Origin of the sequence: Kocuria sp. CH-021 (assembly GCF_049716185.1) — a bacterium.
In the GTDB taxonomy this organism is placed as follows: domain Bacteria; phylum Actinomycetota; class Actinomycetes; order Actinomycetales; family Micrococcaceae; genus Kocuria; species Kocuria cellulosilytica.
In genome coordinates this window covers 1-17,462 of sequence record NZ_JBNAFK010000030.1, presented here as the reverse complement: position 1 = coordinate 17,462, position 17,462 = coordinate 1, and the positions used below count along the sequence as shown (strand labels likewise).

Sequence of the window (17,462 nt, the reverse complement as noted above, 5' to 3'; positions counted from 1 at the left end):
CGGGCCCCCGCCCGGACCGCAGGAACGAGTGCCCATGCCTCCCACCCCCCGCATCGTGGCCGTCGTGCCGTGCCACAACGAGGAAGCGGCGATCGCGAAGGTCGTCACGGATCTGCACGCCGCCGTGCCCGGCATCGAGGTGCACGTCTACGACAACTGTTCGACGGACGGCACCGCCGAGGCCGCCCGGCGGGCCGGGGCGCAGGTCCGGCGCGAGGAGGAGAAGGGCAAGGGCAACGTGGTCCGGCGGGCCTTCGCGGACCTGGACGCCGACGTCTACCTGCTCGTCGACGGCGACGACACCTACGACGTCGCCGACGCCCCCGCCATGATCGACACCCTGCTGTCCGGGCCCTACGACCACGTGCTGGGCGTGCGCCGGCAGACCACCAGCACCGCGTACCGGTCGGGGCACGAGTCCGGCAACAGGTTCTTCAACGGGCTCGTGAGCTTCGCCTTCCGCCGGAAGGTCTCCGACATGCTCAGCGGCTACCGGGTCTTCTCGCGCCGCTTCGTCAAGTCCTTCCCCGCGCTCTCGCGCGAGTTCGAGATCGAGACGGAGCTGACCGTCCACGCGGTCAACGCGCGGGTGCCGCAGGCCGAGGTGGCCGTGGGCTTCCGGGACCGGGCCGCCGGCAGCGAGAGCAAGCTGCGGACCTACCACGACGGCTTCCGGATCCTCGGCATCTTCGGGCAGCTGCTCTTCCACGAGCGGCCCCTCCTGGTCACCGGCGCCGTCTCCCTGGCCCTGTTCCTGCTGGGCCTGGCCCTCGGCCTGCCCGTGGTGGTGGAGTTCGCGGGCACCGGTCTCGTCCCCCGCTTCCCGACGGCGTTCCTGGCCGCCTCCCTGGTGCTCCTGGCGGGGGTGTTCCTGCTCATGGGCGTGCTCCTGAGCGGCCAGGCGAAGATCCGCCGGGAGACCTCCCGGCTGTTCTACCTGCGCCACCCGGCTCCCCCGTGGAGCGGCGGGGAGGCGCCGGACCGGACCGCCGGGGGCGGCCGCACGGAGGACCGGCGGCAGGTCCCGTGAGCGCGGGGCGCGAGGCCGTGCGGTCGCGGCTGCACCTCCTGCTGCCCTGGGCCCAGGGGCTGGGAATGCTCCTGGTCCTGCAGTTCGCCCTGTTCGGGCTGCTGACGCTGGGCCAGGCCGTGCCGGACCGGCCCGTCGTCGAGCACCTCGTCGCGGCGGTCGAGGACGGCACCTACGGGCCCATCGACACGATCGACCGGATGGGCACCCCCGCGGACACCTTCACCGAGTGCGTCGTGGCGGGCACGGGCCTGGGGGCGTCCCCGGAGGAGTCCGCGTTCAGCCGGGCGGTCCGGATGCCCCGGCTGGCCACCTGCGGCGGAGGCCCGGAGCAGCTGCGGGCGATCTCCGAGGGGGCCGTGCTCACCGACAACGACTACTTCAAGTACTGGGCCGGCTACACCGTGATCACGCGCCCCGTGCTGGCCCTGACCGGCCTCGAGGGCCTGCGGATCGTCTCGGGCACCCTCATGCTGCTGGCCCTGGCCGGTGCGTTCCTCGCCGTCCGCGCCGGGACGTCCACCGCCGTGGGACTGGCCCTGGTCCTGCCGTACGTGGTGGGCACGAACCTGCTGTCCACGCCCTCGACGTCCTTCAGCCAGTCCATCTCCATCGCCTTCATCTTCCTGTCCGTGATCCTCTCCGCCCTCGGGGCGGCGCGCTCGCCCCGGGCGGCCTGCGCGGGGGCGGCCCTGGGCGGGGCGCTCTTCTGCTTCGTGGACCTCCTCACGACCCCCGCCGTGCCGTGGGCGATGTCCGCCTTCGCCGTGGGGGCCGTGACGTGGTTCCACCGCCGCGAGCTCGGCGCGACCCTCGTGGCGGTGCTCCTCGCCGGGGCGGTCTGGCCGGTGGCCTTCGCGGTCACCTGGCTCGCCCGGTGGGTCTTCGCGGGGGCGTTCCTGGGCTTCCCGGCCACCCTGGAGGTGGTCCGCCGCAACGTGGGCAACCGGACCGGGGGCGACCACGCCCGGGTCTCCGAGGCGTTCGGCGCAGGGGCGCGCGTCAACGTGTCCTACTGGTGGCAGATGGTGCCCACCTCGGGGCTCGTGCTGACCGGCTGCCTGCTCGCGGCGGGCGTGGGCCTGGCCCTGGCGCTGCGCCGGGGCGGGTTCGCCCGCTGGGGCGCCGCCGCGGTGCTGGCCCTGCCGGCCGCGGCCGTGCCCGTCTGGTACACGGTGCTCAGCAACCACTCCCAGATCCACGCGTTCTTCGTCAACCGCGGGGTCGCGGCCGCGCTGGCCGTCGTCACGGCCGCGTGCCTGGCCGCGGCCGTGCGGCCGCGGCCCGAGCCCGGGGTGCCGCGCTCCGGGCGCTCGCCGGACGGGACGGCGCAGGTCCCCGGCGAGCCCGGGGAGGCTCCCGGCCGTTCCGAACCGGTCCCGGGTCTTGCCCCGCGCGCCCCACGGACGTAGCCTTTAACAACCAACAGGTTGATCAAGGAATCAGTTGACAAACACCGTGGACCCCGGCGACGACGACCTCCTCGACAAGGCCTTCCTGGCCCTCGCCGACCCGGTCCGCCGCCGCATCGTCGCCCGGCTCAGCCGGGGGCCGGCCACGGTCACCGAACTGGCGGAACCCTTCGCGATCTCCAAGCAGGCGGTCTCGAAGCACATCCAGGTCCTCGAGCAGGCGCAGCTCGTCACGCGCACCCGTGACGCCCAGCGCCGGCCCGTCCACCTGGACCCCGCACGGCTCGAGGCGCTCACCGCGTGGATCGACCGGTACCGGCTGGTCCGGGAGGAGCAGTTCCGCCGCCTCGACGCCGTGCTCGACACCCGAGCCGCGGACCGCGGCGAGCACACCCAGGACTGAACCATGGGACACCCACTGCACCTGACCGTCCCCGACGGCCTGCCCTTCATCGACTTCGAGCGCGAGTTCGACCACCCGGTGGCCGAGGTCTTCCGCGCCCACGCGGACCCCGAGCTGTTCCGGCAGTGGATCGGGCCCCGGGGACTCGAGACCCGGATCGACGACTTCGACTTCCGTCCCGGCGGTGCCTACCGCTTCGTCCAGCACGGCCGGGACAGCGCGGAGGAGTACGCCTTCCGCGGCGTCTTCCACACGGTGCGCGAGAACGAGCTGGTCGTCCAGACCTTCGAGTACGAGGGCTGGCCCGACGCGGTGGACCTCGAGTACCTGCACTTCGAGGACCTGGGCGGCGGCCGGTGCCGGCTGCGCGGGCGCGCCGTCCACGCCTCGCAGGAGGCCCGCGACGGGATGGCCGCCTCGGGCATGGAGAAGGGCATGGCCGAGGGCTACGAACGGCTCGACGAGCTGCTGGGCGGGCGCACCGAGCAGGGCGGGGCCTGAGCGTGGACTGGACGCTCGAGGTGGTCCTGCTGCCGGTCGCGGACATCGACCGCGCGATCGGGTTCTACCGGGACGGGGTCGGCTTCCACCTCGACCACCGCACGACCGGGGAGCAGGCGGACTTCGCCCAGCTCACCCCGCCCGGGTCGGGGTGCTCGATCGTGGTCGGGAACCTGCCCGCCCACCGGGAGATGACCCCCGGGTCGGTGCGCGGGCTGCAGCTCGTGGTCCCCGACGCGGCCTCGGCCCGCGCGGAGCTGCTGGCCCGCGGCGTGCCGGCGGGGGAGCTCACCGTGGTGGACGAGCGGGACGGCGGCACGCTCTTCGGGTTCGCCGATCCGGACGGCAACACGTGGGTGGTGCAGCAGCTGCGGACCCGGGCCGAGCGGCCGCTGATCCCCCGGCAGCGGCCGGCGACCGGGGACGGATGAACCACGGCCGGGCCGGCCGGCCGCCGGATCCCGTGGTCGGCCGGGCTCGGTCGCCGGGGGCCCGGCTCAGAGGATCGCCCGCAGGAAGGTCTTCGTCCGTTCGTTCCTCGGTGCGGTGAAGATGTCCTCGGGGCTGCCGTCCTCCACGATCCGCCCGCCGTCGAACATCATCACCCGGTGCGACACGTCGCGGGCGAACTGCATCTCGTGGGTGACGATGAGCATGGTGATGTCCGTGGTCTCGGCGACCTCGCGCAGGACGTTGAGCACGTCGTCCACGAGCTCGGGGTCGAGCGCGGACGTCACCTCGTCCAGGAGCAGGATCTCCGGGTCCATCGCGAGCGCCCGGGCGATGGCCACGCGCTGCTGCTGGCCGCCGGAGAGCCTCGAGGGGTGCTCGGAGGCCTTCTCCTCCAGCCCCACCTGCTTCAGCAGACCCATGGCACGCTCCTGCGCCTCGCCCTTCTTCAGTCCCAGCACGTGCACGGGGGCCTCGATGATGTTGTCCAGCACGCTCATGTTGGGGAACAGGTTGAACTGCTGGAAGACCATGCCGATCCGCCGGGTGATCTGCTTCCTCCGCTTGGCGGGCAGCTCCACCCGCCGCCCGTTGCGCAGCTCGTGGGTCAGCGGCTCCCCGCCCACGAGGATGAACCCTTCCGTCAGGTCCTCCAGGGTCATCAGGAGCCGCAGGATGGTGGTCTTGCCCGATCCGCTGGGGCCGATCAGGGTGACCCGCTCGCCGCGGTCCACGGTGAAGCCGAGTCCGTCGAGCACGGTGTGGTCGCCGAAGCGCTTGACGACGTCACGGAACTCCACCGCGGGCACGCGCCCGGGGTCGCCGGCCGCGGACCCGGGGTCCCGGGGGGAGTGCTGTCCTGGGATCTCGTCCCCGTGCTCAGTAGTGGGCAAGGCGCTTCTCCAATCGGCGGATCAGGATGGAGGTCGGATAGCTGGCCAGGAGGAAGATCAGCCCGGCCAGCGTGAACGCCTCCGTGTAGGCGAAGTTGCGGGCCCCGAACTGCTGGGCGGAGGTGACGAGCTCCACCACGGAGATGGCGAACAGGAACGGGGTGTCCTTGAACATGGCCACGGCGTAGTTGCCCAGTGAGGGGATCGTGGCGCGGAGAGCCTGCGGCAGGACCACGGCCTGCCAGGTCCTCGAGGCCGGCAGGGACAGCGCCTGCGCTGCCTCCCACTGCCCCTTGGGCACGGAGTCGATGCCCGCCCGGTAGCTCTCGGCCATGTAGGTGGAGTAGTGCACTCCGATCACCGTGATGCCGATGACCAGCGCGGTCACGTCGGTGAGCAGGTAGTAGACGAACAGCAGCTGGACCACGAGCGGCGTCATCCGGATGAACTCGGTGGTCCAGTGGACGGCCAGCCGCAGCGGAGTGGGCAGCACCCGCTTGAGCACGGCGATGACCAGCCCGAGCAGCGCGGCGATGACCGTGCCGATCACGGTGGCCAGGAGCGTGATCCGGAACCCCTCCAGCAGCAGGGGGATGGCCTCGACAGTGCGTTCCCAGCTCCAGATCACGGCGTCCCGCCCCCGGTCTCGGCGATCTTCGGGCGCACCGGCAGCCAGATCTCGCGCAGGGACGGCCCGCGGCCCAGCGTGTTCTTCGCCCGGACCTCCAGGACGTTCATGCCCAGGTTCAGGGCGTAGGCGAGGACGAAGTAGATCAGCAGCCCGACGGTGAAGGCGAACAGGGTGTCACCGGTGCTCTGCCTCAGCTGGCCCACCCGGAACGTGAGGTCGCTGAGCGTGATGAACGAGACCACCGCCGTGCCCTTCAGGAGCTGGATCAGCAGGTTCGCCAGGGAGGGGATCATGAGCGCCCACGCCTGCGGGAAGACGACGCGGCGCATCCGGTGCGCCCCGGACATCCCGAGGGCGTGCGCGGCCTCCCACTGGCCCCGGTCCACCGAGGCGATGGAGCCCCGGACCACCTCCGCTCCGTACGCGCCGAAGTTGAGCGACAGCGCGAGGACGCCGACCGTCATGGGGTCCAGCCGCACGCCCATCAGGGGCAGGACGAAGAAGAGCCAGAACAGCTGCACGAGCAGGGACGTGCCCCGGAAGAACTCCACGACGACGCGCGCCAGCACCCGCAGGGCGGCGGTCCCGGAGCGGGAGAGCAGCCCCAGCCCCACCGCCAGGACGAAGGCGCCGATCGCCCCGCCCAGCGTCAGCTGCAGGGTGACCAGCACGCCGTCGAGCAGCCGGGGCAGGAACGCCGCCAGCGCCTCGAACCGCTCGCCCACGACTACGCGCCGGGCTCCGTGGCGGTCTCCTCCGCGGTGGGTTCGGGGGCTGCGGTGTCGTCAGCGGTGGGACCGGCGGACACGGTCTGCTCCGGCGTGGGCGCGCCGGCCGCCGTGTCCTCGGCCGTGGGCTGGGCGGTGCCCGTCTCCGCGGGGACGGGCTCCGGGGTCCCGGCGTCGGTGAGGTCGCCCTCGCACAGCTGCTCGGTGGTCACGGAGCCGTCCGGGCGCTCCGCCGCGGTGAACCCGTAGGGCCCCACGATGTCGAGGTAGCGCTGCTCGTCGCTGACGATCTTCTGCAGCTCCTCGTTGTAGGCCTCGAGCAGCTCCTCGTCCTCGGTGCGGAACACCGTGCCGCCGGCGCCCACCTGCGGGACGCCGTCGATCTCCTGGACGTAGGACTCCGTGACCTCCACCGGGGCCTCGGGGCTGTTCTCGGCCATCCAGTTGAGCGAGATGCCGGTCAGGGCGAAGACGTCGGCCCGGCCGTTGACCACGGCGTCCATGCCGTCCTGCGGGCCGGCGACCTCCCGGTTGTCGATGCCCAGGGAGTCCGCGTAGGAGGACTCGATGGCGCCGGTCATGGTGACCAGCTGCACGTCCGGGTTCGCCGCCACGTCGTCGAGGGTCTGCAGGCCGTACGGGTTGCCCTCCGCGACCATGAGCGCGGTGGTGTACATGAACTCCGGGCTGCTGAAGGCCGCCTGCTCGCACCGCTCGGGGAGGATCGACATGCCGGCGCTGACGGCGTCGAAGCGGTCCGCGGTGAGCCCGGGGATGAGGGAGCCGAACTCGGTGTTGACCCCCTCGAGGTCGTCGATCCCCAGCGCGCCGAAGATCTCGCGGTGCAGGGCGACGGTGGCGCCCGTCAGCTCGCCGTTCTCCTCGAAGCTGTACGGCGCCTCGCCGGCGAACCCCACCGTGATGCTGCCCGACTCCTGGGCCTGGGACAGGGTGCTGCCCGCTTCCTCCTCCGAGCCGCCGCACGCCGTGAGCAGCCCCAGCGCCGCCACGGCCGTCACCGCCGTCGCGCTCCGCCTCCCGCCCCGCCGTGTCGTCCCGTACCACCGTGTCGTCGTCGACTGTGTCATCGTTGCGGCCCTCCGAGCGGGTCAGCGCCCGGCGCCCGGCCCGGGACACCGGGTGCTCCGTGTCCCCGGGCCGCGGCCCGGACGAGATGTGGTCTGCCTGTCCGGTCATTCAACAGGGTGGATTTGCTGATGTCACGCCATATGACCTGCGGGCAGGTCACCGTGTTTCCTCCGTCCTGCGGGCACGTCATCGGGGCGACGGAGGCCGCGATCTGTGATACGCGCCACAGGCGCTCCGGCTACGATCGGGCGCATGATGCGATTTCTGGTGCTGGCGCTGCTCCTGGTGCTGGGGGCCCTCACCGTGCTGGCGGCCTCCCTCGGGTCCAACGGCTGGTGGCTCCTGGCGGGGGCGGTCCTCGTGCTGCTGGGGATCGGGGTGTGGGACGTCGTCCAGACGAAGCACTCGATCCTGCGCAACTACCCGATCCTGGGGCACATGCGCTTCTTCCTGGAGTCCATCCGCCCGGAGATCCAGCAGTACTTCATCGAGCGCAACTTCGACGGCAAGCCCTTCGACCGCGACACGCGCTCCCTGGTCTACGCCCGGGCGAAGGGCACCCTGGGGGACAAGGCCTTCGGCACCGAGCGGGAGGTGAACCGGATGGGCTACGAGTACCTGCTGCACTCCACCGCTCCGGTGACGCCCCCGGAGGAGGCGCCCCGGGTCCGGCTCGGCGGGCCCGGGTGCACCCGGCCCTACGACGTCTCCCTGCTGAACATCTCGTCCATGAGCTTCGGCTCGCTGTCGAAGAACGCGGTCCTGGCCATGAACAAGGGCGCGGCCCTGGGCGGGTTCGCCCAGGAGACCGGCGAGGGCGGCCTGACGGAGTTCCACCGGGAGTACGGTGCGGACCTGATCTGGGAGATCGGGTCCGGCTACTTCGGCACCCGGGACGCCGAGGGCGGCTTCGACCCGGCCGCCTTCCGGGAGAAGTCCCGGCTGCCCGAGGTCAAGGCCGTCACCATCAAGCTCTCCCAGGGCGCCAAGCCGGGGCTGGGCGGCGTCCTGCCCGGGCCCAAGGTGACCGCCGAGATCGCCCGCGCCCGCGGGGTCCCGGAGGGGGTGACCTGCATCTCCCCGGCGAGCCACTCCGCCTTCACCACGCCGCGGGAGCTGATCCGCTTCATCCACCGGCTGCGGGAGCTCTCCGGCGGCAAGCCGATCGGCTTCAAGCTGTGCGTGGGGTCCCGCGTGGACGTGCTCGGCATGTGCAAGGCCATGCTCGAGGAGGACGTCGCCCCCGACTACATCATCGTGGACGGCAACGAGGGCGGGACCGGCGCGGCGCCCCTGGAGTACCAGGACCACGTGGGCACGCCCCTGACCGAGGGCCTGATGCTGATGAACAACGCCCTGGTCGGCGTCGGGCTGCGGCCTCCGATCAAGCTGGGCGCGGCGGGCAAGGTCGCCTCCGGGTCCGACATCGTGAAGCGGCTGATCCAGGGCGCGGACTTCACCATGAGCGCGCGGGCCATGATGATGGCCACTGGGTGCATCCAGGCGCAGAAGTGCCACACCAACGCGTGCCCCGTGGGGGTGGCCACCCAGGACGAGCGGCTCATGCGCGCCCTGAACGTGGCGGACAAGGGGGAGCGGGTGCACAACTACCACCGGGCCACGGTCCGCGAGGCCGTGCAGATCATGTCCTCCATGGGGTGCAGCGACATGCGCCAGCTCTCGCCGCAGATGCTCCGGCGGCGCGTCGACCACCTGACCACGCGCTCCTACGCGCACATCTACAACTGGATGCAGCCGGGGGAGCTGCTCACCGCGCCGCCGCGCACCTGGGCCGACGACTGGGAGCTGGCCGACCCCGACCACTTCGGCCTCTACCGCCCGGGCCCCGGCAAGATCGAGCGGCGCGACGACCCGGCCGTCGTCCACCCCGACCGCCCCGGTGCCGCGGCCGACTCCGGCGCCGCGGGCCGCCCGGAGGGCGACCCGGGCGAGGACTCCTGATCCTGCCGCGCCGGATGCGTGCCCGGGGTCACGGGCCGCTAGACTTGCACGGTACGAGCCCCTGGGCCTCCTCCTGCCGACGCCGCGCCGCCTCGGGCGTGCGGACGGGAGCGGGCCGACGCAGGGGCGTTGTCGTGCCCGGCCGGTGCGCGCCTCGGCCGGGTCCCACGGGAGAAGTCCCGTTCCATCCAGGCAGGAGAGTCGTTCAATGCCAGCAATCGTGATCGTCGGCGCCCAGTGGGGCGACGAGGGCAAGGGCAAGGCCACCGACCTGCTCGGAGGCCGCGTGGACTACGTGGTCAAGCCCAACGGCGGCAACAACGCCGGGCACACCGTGGTGGTGGGCGGCGACAAGTTCGAGCTCAAGCTCCTGCCCGCGGGCATCCTGAGCCCCAACGCCGTCCCCGTGATCGGCAACGGCGTCGTCGTCAATCCCCAGGCCCTCTTCGAGGAGATCGACGGCCTCGAGGCCCGCGGGGCGGACACGTCCCGGCTGCGGATCTCCGCGAACGCCCACCTCGTGGCGCCCTACCACCAGACGATGGACCAGGTCACGGAGCGCTTCCTCGGCAAGCGGGCGATCGGCACCACGGGCCGCGGCATCGGCCCCGCCTACATGGACAAGGTCGGCCGGCTCGGGATCCGCGTGCAGGACGTGCTGGACGAGTCGATCCTCCGGCAGAAGATCGAGGGCGCGCTGCGGCAGAAGAACGAGCTGCTCGTGAAGCTCTACAACCGCCGGGACATCGACGTCGAGGAGGTCGTGCAGTACTTCCTGGGCTACGCGGACCGGCTCGCCCCGATGATCGTGGACTCCACCTACCTGCTCAACCAGGCGCTCGACGAGGACAAGGTGGTCCTCATGGAGGGCGGCCAGGCGACCTTCCTCGACGTCGACCACGGCACCTACCCGTTCGTGACGTCCTCCAACCCCACCGCGGGCGGCGCGTCCGTGGGCTCGGGCATCGGACCGACCCGCATCACCCGGGCCATCGGCATCATCAAGGCCTACACCACCCGGGTGGGCGCCGGACCGTTCCCCACGGAGCTCTTCGACGAGATGGGCGAGCAGCTGCGCACCACCGGCGGCGAGTTCGGGGTGAACACCGGCCGTCCCCGCCGCACCGGCTGGTACGACGCCGTGATGGCCCGCCACGCCTCCCGGATCAACGGCTTCACCGACTACTTCCTCACCAAGCTCGACGTCCTCACCGGCATCGAGCGGATCCCGGTCTGCGTGGCCTACGACGTCGACGGCGTCCGGCACGACGAGATGCCCATGACCCAGACCGAGTTCCACCACGCCAAGCCGATCTTCGAGCACTTCGACGGGTGGACGGAGAACATCACCGGCTGCCGCACCCTGGCGGACCTGCCGGCGAACGCCCGGGCCTACGTCGAGGCCCTCGAGTCGATGAGCGGGACCCGGATGTCCGCGATCGGCGTGGGCCCGGACCGCGACGACACCATCGTGGTGCGCGACCTCATCGACTGACCATTCCTCCCCCTCCCCCTCTCCCTCCTCCCGCGAGGTTGCCGGTGTCGGCGACCGACGGCGCTGCGGTCGCCGACACGTGCGACCTCGCGGGAGGGGGGGGCGGGGAAGAGCGCTCAGACGAGCACCAGCACCACCCAGACGCCGAGGCTGCCCAGCGCGAGCATCGCGACCGACGTGGCCAGCACGGCGCCGACCTCCGGCTCGGTGCGCTCCTCGACGATGCCGCGGGCGCTGCGGGCGTAGCGGGGACGCTGCGTGAGGTAGATGGCGGACGCCGTGAGGACGGCCAGCCCGAACAGCACCAGCACGAACGGCCCGTGGTGCGGCAGCCAGCGCAGGAAGACCGCCGAGACCACCACGAAGGACATCAGGGTCCGGCCCCAGGCCATGGTGGTCCGCTCCGGCTGCAGCCCGGGGTCCTGGTGCGGCGGCTCCGGGGGCCCGGGCGGCTCCGGGGGTCCCGGAGGGCGGCGCAGCTGCGGGCGCGGCATCTCAGCCCTGCAGGACGACGACGACGAGCACTCCCGCCGCGATCGCCCCGCCCACCGCGAGCACCGGGGCGATCAGGGGCAGCGGCAGCGGGGCCTGGCGCCGCATGCTCCGCTCGACCCCGATCCAGCGGAACGTGGCGCCCGCGCTGACGAGCATGCTCAGCACCAGCAGGACGATCGCGAGGAACTTGCGGATGCCCTCCTCGAACAGGTCCGCGGTGAACGCCTCGATGGCGATCCCCCCGGCCAGGAACGCGAGCGCGGTCCGGATCCAGGCGAGGAACGTGCGCTCGTTGGCCAGGGTGAACCGGGGGTCGGGATCCGCCCCGCCGCCGAGCACGCGCTCGGTCAGCCGGCGCCGTCCCGGGGACTCGGACTGCTCGTCCATCGCCTGCCCTTCGCTCGCGCGGTCGTGTCGGCACCCATCCTGTCACGGGACCGGCCGCGGGCCGGTCGCGGATACAGTGGGAGCCCCAGCAGCGACCCGCCGAGGAGGACACCCGTGAAGATCGCCGTCGGACAGTTCGCGCCCACCGCCGAGACGGCCGAGAACCTGCAGACCATGCGCCGGATGGCCGGTGAGGCCGCATCCGCCGGCGCGGAGCTGGTGGTGTTCCCCGAGGAGGCCATGTTCTCCGAGCGGCTCCTCGGGGAGGACTTCGAGGAGCTGGTGCTGCGCGGCTGGTCCGGGTTCGTCCAGCAGCTCTCCTTCCTGGCCGCGCAGACCGGCGTCGCGGTGATCGCGGGCGGCTACGAGGGCTCCGCCGACGGGCGCCCCTACAACACGCTCGTGGCCGTGGACGCGCAGGGCGCGATCCTCGGCTCATACCGCAAGCTGCACCTCTACGACGCCTTCAGCCACCGGGAGTCCGACCGGATCCGCCCGGGGGACAAGGGCGTCACGGTGGTGCGGATCGGGGAGCTCACGGTCGGCATGATCACCTGCTACGACCTGCGCTTCCCCGAGATCTGCCGTGCCGTGGTCGACGCCGGGGCGGAGCTGCTCACCGTGCCCGCCGCCTGGTTCGCCGGCGAGCACAAGGTGGACCACTGGCAGGCGCTGCTCAAGGCCCGCGCGATCGAGAACACCGTGTGGGTCGCGGCCGCGGACACCTGCTCCGAGCACACGATCGGCCGCTCCGCGGTCCTCGACCCGCTCGGCGTGGTGGTCGCCGAGGCCGGGGAGGACGAGACCGTGCTGAGCGCCGACGTCGTGCGCGAGCGCATCGCCGAGGTCCGGGAGACCGTGCCCGTGCTCGCCAACCGCCGGTTCGGCCCGGCCGAGCTGCTGTCCCCGGACGAGGACTGAGGCGGTGGCCACGGCGGTCCTGACCCCCGCACGCTCGCCGGAGGGCACCGCCCGCCCCGCCCTGCGTCCCCGCACCGTGGTGGTGCTGTTCGCGGGGCTGTCCCTGCTCTTCGGCACGGTCTTCGCCCTGATGGTGCCGTCGGCCTGGGGCCCGGACGAGCACACCCACTTCAAGCGCGCCTACCAGGTCTCCCAGGGCGGTCTCGCCCCCCAGCGGCTCGCCGACGACGGCCCCTACCCCGTCTACGGCGGCGCCGTGCCGGCCACCGCCCAGGAGTTCATGGCCGAGCACGCCGGGGCGCCGCGGTCCAAGGAGCGCAACTCCGACCCGCTGTACGCGGCCACCGAGGAGCGCGCGCGGGCGCTCGCCGCGCCCCTGGCGGGCGAGCACGTGCTGACGTCGTTCTCCAACACCGCGGCGTACTCGCCCGTGCCCTACCTGCCCGCGGCCCTGGGGGCGCGGATCGCCACCGCGGCGGAGCTCGACGTCGGGACGGCCTGGACCCTGATGCGGATGCTGCAGGTGCTCGCCTACACGGGCGTGGCCGCCGTGGGCCTGTGGGCCCTGCGCGGCACCCGGTTCCTGTGGGTCGGCTTCTGCGTGGCGCTGCTGCCCACCGCCCTGTTCCAGTCGGCGGTGATCTCCGCGGACTCGGTGACCAACGCCGTGGTCCTGACCTTCACCGCGCTCGTGCTGCGCGCGACCGTGCTCGACCGCACCGGGGCGCCCCTCTCCCGGGCGGAGCTGGGGGTCGTGCTCGCGAGCGCCGTCGCCCTCCCGCTGATGAAGCCCACCTACGTCATCCTGTCCCTGCTGCTGCTGGCCGTCCCGCTCCGGAAGTACCCGCTGCCCCGCCGCCCCGACGGGCGGCCGACGGCGGCCGCCCTGGTGCTGACCGGGTGCCTGCTGCTGACGCTGCTGGGCTTCGCGGGGTGGATGTCGCTGGCGGCGGGGACCACCGAGGCGATGGGGGCGCTGCGCGGCCCCGAGGAGCGGCACACGGTGCGGCCCGACGACCAGCTGGCCTTCGTGCTGGGCGAGCCGGTGGCCGTCCTGGGGATCGCGGCGCGGACGATCCTGACCGCGGACTGGGACTACGCGGCCGGCTTCGTCGCCCAGATGGGCTACGGGCCCGGCCGGACCATCGACGGGCCCTTCGTCGGCGCGGTGTGCTGGCTCGTCGCCGTGGGCGCCGCGTTCTTCCACGGCCCGCGCGGTGCGGCCTCGCGCCGGGTCGCGGCCTGGTTCGCGGGGGTGCTGCTGCTCAACGTCGCGGCGATCTTCGGCACGCTCTACCTCAGCTTCGCCCCGGTGGAGTCCGGGATCGTCAACGGCGTGCAGGGCCGGTACTTCGTCCCGCTTGCCCTGCTGCTGCTCGGGACGCTGGTCCCGCTGGTGTCCGCGCGGTTCCCCGCCACCCCGGCGGGCCTGCGCCGGGTGGAGATCCTGGTCCTGGTGTTCGTGCCGCTCTCGGCCGTGCTCGCCGTGGCCGGCTACGCCACCGTGGTCCACATCACGGGCCACTACATGCTTCCCTGACCGACGGCACCGACGACCCTTTGGAGGACCCCGTGGACGACGACCGCTCCGACTCCCCGCCGCGCCCGGACGGCCCCGGCGGGCCCGCGCCCGCCGGCGGCTACGGCCCGCCGCCCCCGTGGGGGCCGTCCCCGCAGTGGGAGCGCTTCGCCGTGGGGCGCAGCCACGCCGACACCGCGCTGATCCTCGGCATCCTCGGCGTGGTGGTGCTGCCCCTGCTGGGCCCCTTCGCGATCTGGCAGGCCAAGGAGGCCGAGAAGCTCGGCACCCCCGCCACGCCCGGGAAGGTGCTCGGCTGGGTGGGCACCGTGCTGCTCGGGCTCTTCCTGGTCCTCTTCGCGCTGTGGCTGGCCGGGGTCGCGTTCCTGCTCAGCACGGGCGGGGGCGGCTGAGCCCGGGACGGCCCCGGCCGCCCGCTACCAGATGCTGACGCGCTCCACCTCGGGCAGCCACAGGGCGTCCGACTCCACGACCCCGAACGCCTCGTAGAAGGCGGGGACGTTGCGGACCGTCTGGTTCGCCCGGAACTCGTTGGGGGAGTGCGGGTCGGTGGCGATGCGGTGGCGCAGCGCCTCGTCGCGGGACTTCTGCTGCCACACGTAGGCCCAGGACAGGAAGAGCCGCTGCTCCGGGCTGTAGCCGTCGATCAGCTCCCCGGGGCCGAACGCGCTGCCGGCCTCCCGGGACATCCGCCACGCCTTGTGGGCGATGGTGAGCCCGCCCAGGTCCCCGATGTTCTCGCCCAGGGTGAGCTCGCCGTTGACGTGCGTGCCCTCCTCCGCCAGCTGCTCCGGGACCAGGCGGTCGTACTGGCGCACCAGCTCCGCCGTGCGCTCCTCGAAGGCCTGCCGGTCGGCGTCGGTCCACCAGTTGCGCAGCCGGCCGTCGCCGTCGCAGGTCGAGCCCTTGTCGTCGAAGCCGTGGCCGATCTCGTGGCCGATCACGGAGCCGATCGCGCCGTAGTTGACGGCGTCGTCGGCGTCCTCGTCGAAGAACGGGGGCTGCAGGATCGCGGCCGGGAAGACGATCTCGTTGCGCAGGGGGTGGTAGTAGGCGTTGACCGTCTGCGGGGTCATGAGCCACTCGTGCTTCTCGACCGGCCGGCCGGCCTTGCGGACCAGCTCCGCGAGCCGGAACTCCGTGGTGCGGATCTGGTTGCCCACGAGGTCCTCGGGATCGATCCGCAGCGAGGAGTAGTCCTTCCACTGCTCCGGGTAGCCGATCTTCGGGGTGAACTGGGAGAGCTTCTTCAGCGCCTCCTGGCGGGTGTCCTCCGTCATCCAGTCCAGGCCCGTGATCGAGACGCGGTAGGCCTCCAGGAGGTTCGCCACGAGCTCGTCCATCCGCTCCTTGGCGGTGGGGGAGAAGTGCGCCGCCACGTAGAGCTCGCCCACGGCCTCGCCGAGCACCCCGTTGACGAGCTCGACGCCGCGCTTCCAGCGGTCCTTGAGCCGCGGGGTCCCCGAGAGCACCGTGCCGTAGAACGCGAAGTCCTCCTCGACGAACGCGGAGGACAGGTAGGAGGCCCGCGCGGAGACCAGGTGCCAGCGGGCCCAGGACCGCCAGGCCGGCAGCAGCTCGTCCGTGAGCAGCGCCTCGACCCCGGTGAAGAAGGACGGCTGGGCGTTGACCACGGTCTCCAGGGCCGGCACGGGCAGCTCCGCGCCCTCGGCCAGGAGCCGCCAGTCGAGGACCGTGGTGGAGGCCGCGAGCTCCTCGAAGCCCATGGGGTTGTACATCTTGGTGAGGTCCCGGACCGTGACCTTGTCCCAGTGCTGGGCGGCGATCCGCGTCTCGAGCTCCACGACCGCGCGGGCCTGCTCCTCGGCGTCGGCGACCCCGGCCAGGGACAGCATGGTCCGCACGTGCGCCAGGTACTTCCCGCGGATCGCCGCGTGCTGGTCCTCCCGGTAGTACTCCTCGTCCGGCAGGCCCAGGCCGGACTGCCCGACGAACACGAGCTGGCGCTCCGGGTCGCCCGGGTCGGCGTCGACGTCGACGCCGACGAGCCCGCCCGTGCCGCGCCGGATCATCCGGCCGAAGTGGCTCACCAGCCCGGGCACGTCCGCCACGGCGTCGATCTCGGCGAGGTCCGGGGCCAGCGGGGAGGCGCCGAGCGCCTCGATCCGCTCCTCGTCCATGAAGGAGGCGTACAGGTTCGCGATCTTGGACTCCACGGCCTCCGGGTCCCCGGCGCGGGCCCGGGTGATGAGCTCCCGCACGGCGGCCTCCGCCTGGTCCCGCAGCTCGATGAACGCGCCCACGGACGGCTTGTCGTCGGGGATCTCGGTCCGGCGCTGCCACGAGCCGTTGACGTGGCGGTAGAGGTCGTCCTGGGGGCGGACGGAGCGGTCGAAGCCGGAGAGGTCGAACACCGAAGAGGTCACCGTGGATGTCATGCCCACCACATTAACCGGCCCCCGGCGGAGCGGGCGGGCTGTTCCCCGACCGCTTAATGCCTGCGGGCCCCGGGGCGTCCCGGGGCCCGCAGGGGTGGATCGGCACCGCTGGGTGGATCGGCACCGCTCGGTGCTCCGGCGCCGTCCGCCGGTTCAGCCCCGGGCGCCGGTGAACCGCGGCTTGCGCTTCTGCTGGAACGCGGCGAAGCCCTCGGCGTAGTCGGCGCTGCGGCAGAGCTCGCCCTGCACCCGGTTCTCGTTGTCCACGGACTCCCACAGCCCCAGCCGCTCGTCGCGGATCTGGGCGACGAGCTCGCGGGAGGCGAGGAACGCGCCGGTCGCCCCCTCGGCCACGGCGGCCGCCTTGGCCCGGGTGAGCTCGAGGAGCTCCTCGGCGGGCACCGAGCGGCTGAACAGCCCGGAGCGCACGGCCTCCTGGCCGCTCATCAGCTCGGCCGTGTAGATGAGGTCCAGGGTGCGGTGGGCGCCGAGCCGCTCGGTGAACAGGGCGTGCCCGCCAGAGTCGAGGGTTGCGCCCAGGTTCGCGAACGGGGAGCCGATCTTGGCGCTGTCCGCGACGTAGACGACGTCCGTGGCGATCGCCAGGCCCAGGCCCACGCCCAGGCACGCGCCCTGCACGGCGGCGAACGTCGGGGCGGGGAACTGCGTCATGGCGCGCAGCAGCGGGGTGACCTTGCCGGCCAGGAAGCCGTGGGCGTCGTCGCTCGCGGGGTCCACGGCGGAGATGTCCCGGCCGGCGCAGAAGCCGCGGCCCTCGCCGCGCAGCACGAGGGCGCGGACGCCGGCGCGCTCCGCCTCGGCGTAGGCGTCGCCGAGCTCGGCGAGCGCGGCCTCGTCCAGGGCGTTCATCTTGCCGGGCGCGTTCAGCACCACTTCGGCCACGGATCCGTCGATGGTCAGGTCGATCACTGCTGCTCCTCGGTGAGGTCGGGGACTGGGGTCGGGAACTGGGAGTGGGGACAGGGGCCGGAACGGCCCGGGGGCCCCGCCCCCGGCCCGGGGCGGGCCCCCCCCCCGCGCGGCGCAGGCGGCGGAATGCCCCACCAGCGCCCAGGGGGTGGGGGGGGGCGGGGCGGGGGGCCCCTAGCCCCACTACAAACAGGAC

Annotated in this window: 18 protein-coding genes; 10 read left to right on the top strand and 8 right to left on the bottom strand. The window is 72.7% G+C overall.

Translation table 11 applies throughout. The features are described from left to right. Positions 1–34 precede the first annotated feature (34 nt). The 5 genes from ACPYN7_RS17020 to ACPYN7_RS17000 are packed head-to-tail and all read left to right on the top strand — an operon-like array spanning position 35 to position 3,777. A complete protein-coding gene (locus ACPYN7_RS17020) occupies positions 35–1,030 on the top strand; it encodes a glycosyltransferase (RefSeq protein ID WP_058875460.1) in 996 nt (331 codons plus the stop codon). After that, positions 1,027–2,442, top strand: coding sequence for a hypothetical protein (locus ACPYN7_RS17015; protein ID WP_424348439.1), 1,416 nt, complete (start codon positions 1,027–1,029; stop codon positions 2,440–2,442). The genes ACPYN7_RS17020 and ACPYN7_RS17015 overlap by 4 nt, the downstream gene beginning before the upstream one ends. A gap of 46 nt (positions 2,443–2,488) precedes the next feature. Next, the gene (locus tag ACPYN7_RS17010; protein ID WP_058875458.1) at positions 2,489–2,845 is read left to right on the top strand and encodes an ArsR/SmtB family transcription factor; all 357 of its coding nucleotides are present in this window, start codon (positions 2,489–2,491) and stop codon (positions 2,843–2,845) included. A 3-nt stretch (positions 2,846–2,848) separates the two neighbouring features. After that, the gene (locus tag ACPYN7_RS17005; RefSeq protein WP_424348438.1) at positions 2,849–3,346 is read left to right on the top strand and encodes an SRPBCC family protein; all 498 of its coding nucleotides are present in this window, start codon (positions 2,849–2,851) and stop codon (positions 3,344–3,346) included. A 2-nt stretch (positions 3,347–3,348) separates the two neighbouring features. After that, a complete protein-coding gene (locus tag ACPYN7_RS17000) occupies positions 3,349–3,777 on the top strand; it encodes a VOC family protein (RefSeq protein WP_424348437.1) in 429 nt (142 codons plus the stop codon). Between the two features lie 66 nt (positions 3,778–3,843). Here ACPYN7_RS17000 and ehuA read toward each other — a convergent pair whose 3' ends face one another. The 4 genes from ehuA to ehuB are packed head-to-tail and all read right to left on the bottom strand — an operon-like array spanning position 3,844 to position 7,067. Next, entirely contained in the window at positions 3,844–4,689 is an 846-nt protein-coding gene (gene ehuA / locus ACPYN7_RS16995) for an ectoine/hydroxyectoine ABC transporter ATP-binding protein EhuA (RefSeq protein ID WP_408669431.1), read from the bottom strand. After that, positions 4,676–5,317, bottom strand: coding sequence for an ectoine/hydroxyectoine ABC transporter permease subunit EhuD (ehuD, locus tag ACPYN7_RS16990; protein ID WP_058875454.1), 642 nt, complete (start codon positions 5,315–5,317; stop codon positions 4,676–4,678). The genes ehuA and ehuD overlap by 14 nt, the downstream gene beginning before the upstream one ends. After that, positions 5,314–6,045, bottom strand: coding sequence for an ectoine/hydroxyectoine ABC transporter permease subunit EhuC (ehuC, locus tag ACPYN7_RS16985; protein ID WP_058875453.1), 732 nt, complete (start codon positions 6,043–6,045; stop codon positions 5,314–5,316). The genes ehuD and ehuC overlap by 4 nt, the downstream gene beginning before the upstream one ends. Positions 6,046–6,047: 2 nt before the next feature. Continuing rightward, positions 6,048–7,067, bottom strand: coding sequence for an ectoine/hydroxyectoine ABC transporter substrate-binding protein EhuB (ehuB, locus tag ACPYN7_RS16980; protein WP_331457135.1), 1,020 nt, complete (start codon positions 7,065–7,067; stop codon positions 6,048–6,050). 322 nt (positions 7,068–7,389) lie between these two features. Here ehuB and ACPYN7_RS16975 point away from each other — a divergent pair, with 322 nt between their 5' ends. Continuing rightward, a complete protein-coding gene (locus ACPYN7_RS16975; RefSeq protein ID WP_082697260.1) occupies positions 7,390–9,099 on the top strand; it encodes an FMN-binding glutamate synthase family protein in 1,710 nt (569 codons plus the stop codon). Between the two features lie 208 nt (positions 9,100–9,307). Beyond that, positions 9,308–10,594, top strand: coding sequence for an adenylosuccinate synthase (locus ACPYN7_RS16970; protein WP_058875452.1), 1,287 nt, complete (start codon positions 9,308–9,310; stop codon positions 10,592–10,594). 116 nt (positions 10,595–10,710) lie between these two features. Here the strand turns inward: ACPYN7_RS16970 and ACPYN7_RS16965 are convergent, their stop codons facing one another. Together ACPYN7_RS16965 and ACPYN7_RS16960 are read right to left on the bottom strand one after the other, a co-directional pair. Next, a complete protein-coding gene (locus ACPYN7_RS16965) occupies positions 10,711–11,088 on the bottom strand; it encodes a DUF202 domain-containing protein (protein WP_058875451.1) in 378 nt (125 codons plus the stop codon). A gap of 1 nt (position 11,089) precedes the next feature. Next, complete coding sequence (locus ACPYN7_RS16960) at positions 11,090–11,476, bottom strand: YidH family protein (RefSeq protein ID WP_424348436.1); 387 nt, start codon at positions 11,474–11,476, stop codon at positions 11,090–11,092. Positions 11,477–11,590: 114 nt separating this feature from the next. Here ACPYN7_RS16960 and ACPYN7_RS16955 point away from each other — a divergent pair, with 114 nt between their 5' ends. The 3 genes from ACPYN7_RS16955 to ACPYN7_RS16945 are packed head-to-tail and all read left to right on the top strand — an operon-like array spanning position 11,591 to position 14,329. Continuing rightward, entirely contained in the window at positions 11,591–12,397 is an 807-nt protein-coding gene (locus ACPYN7_RS16955; protein WP_424348435.1) for a carbon-nitrogen hydrolase family protein, read from the top strand. A 4-nt stretch (positions 12,398–12,401) separates the two neighbouring features. After that, positions 12,402–13,937 (top strand): DUF2142 domain-containing protein, encoded by a 1,536-nt coding sequence (locus ACPYN7_RS16950; protein WP_424348434.1) that lies wholly within the window; start codon positions 12,402–12,404, stop codon positions 13,935–13,937. Positions 13,938–13,969: 32 nt separating this feature from the next. After that, positions 13,970–14,329, top strand: coding sequence for a hypothetical protein (locus ACPYN7_RS16945; protein WP_424348433.1), 360 nt, complete (start codon positions 13,970–13,972; stop codon positions 14,327–14,329). 24 nt (positions 14,330–14,353) lie between these two features. Here ACPYN7_RS16945 and ACPYN7_RS16940 read toward each other — a convergent pair whose 3' ends face one another. Together ACPYN7_RS16940 and ACPYN7_RS16935 are read right to left on the bottom strand one after the other, a co-directional pair. Further along, complete coding sequence (locus ACPYN7_RS16940; protein ID WP_424348432.1) at positions 14,354–16,336, bottom strand: M13 family metallopeptidase; 1,983 nt, start codon at positions 16,334–16,336, stop codon at positions 14,354–14,356. 153 nt (positions 16,337–16,489) lie between these two features. Then, the gene (locus tag ACPYN7_RS16935; RefSeq protein ID WP_424348431.1) at positions 16,490–17,266 is read right to left on the bottom strand and encodes an enoyl-CoA hydratase/isomerase family protein; all 777 of its coding nucleotides are present in this window, start codon (positions 17,264–17,266) and stop codon (positions 16,490–16,492) included. Positions 17,267–17,462 lie beyond the last annotated feature (196 nt).